The following is a 616-nucleotide window of genomic DNA, read 5'->3' as shown; positions in this document are numbered from 1 at the left end:
CCGCAGTCCACCGGCCAGTCCGGCGTCCACCGGGAGCCGCACCTGGCCACCCCGATAGCTCGGCCGAGCGGGACGCGGGCGGTCCACGGGCAGGGCCAGCTCGTCCGGCATCCCGGCCAGCGCCGAACGCCAGAACTCCAGCCCGGCCCGCTCCGACTCCGCCTGGTCCCGTTGCCACAGCGCGTAGTCGGCGTACTGGACCGGGAGCGGCGTGAACGAGGGGGCCCGCCCGTCACGGCGGGCGGCGTAGGCAGCGGAGAGATCCGCTGTCAGCGGGCCCATCGACCAACCGTCCGTGGCGATGTGGTGCATCACCAATACGAGCGTGACCTCGCCGGTTTCCCCGTCCCCGTCGCCGTCGCCGTCGTGCTCGATCAGCTCCGCGTGGAACGGCAGGTCCCTCTCCAGATGGAACAGGTGCCCGCACGCCGCGGACACCGCCTCCGCGGCCTCCTCTGCCGTCGCACACCGCACCACACCCACCACAGGACGGGCATCCTCGACCGGCAGGACCCGCTGGACCGGCTCCCCGTCGGCCTCGACGAACACCGTGCGCAGGGACTCGTGCCGGCCCACGACATCACCCAGCGCCGCCTCAAGCGCCGTACGGTCCAAC

At 73.1% G+C, this 616-nt stretch carries 1 protein-coding gene; it reads right to left on the bottom strand.

The features are described 5' to 3' along the window. The coding region (locus IPZ69_RS46785) for a condensation domain-containing protein (RefSeq protein ID WP_235461023.1) at positions 1 to 616 on the bottom strand (616 nt) is incomplete at both ends.

Source organism: Streptomyces olivochromogenes, from assembly GCF_021538895.1.
GTDB lineage: Bacteria > Actinomycetota > Actinomycetes > Streptomycetales > Streptomycetaceae > Streptomyces > Streptomyces olivochromogenes_A.
This window is presented reverse-complemented; position numbering and strand designations above follow the sequence as displayed.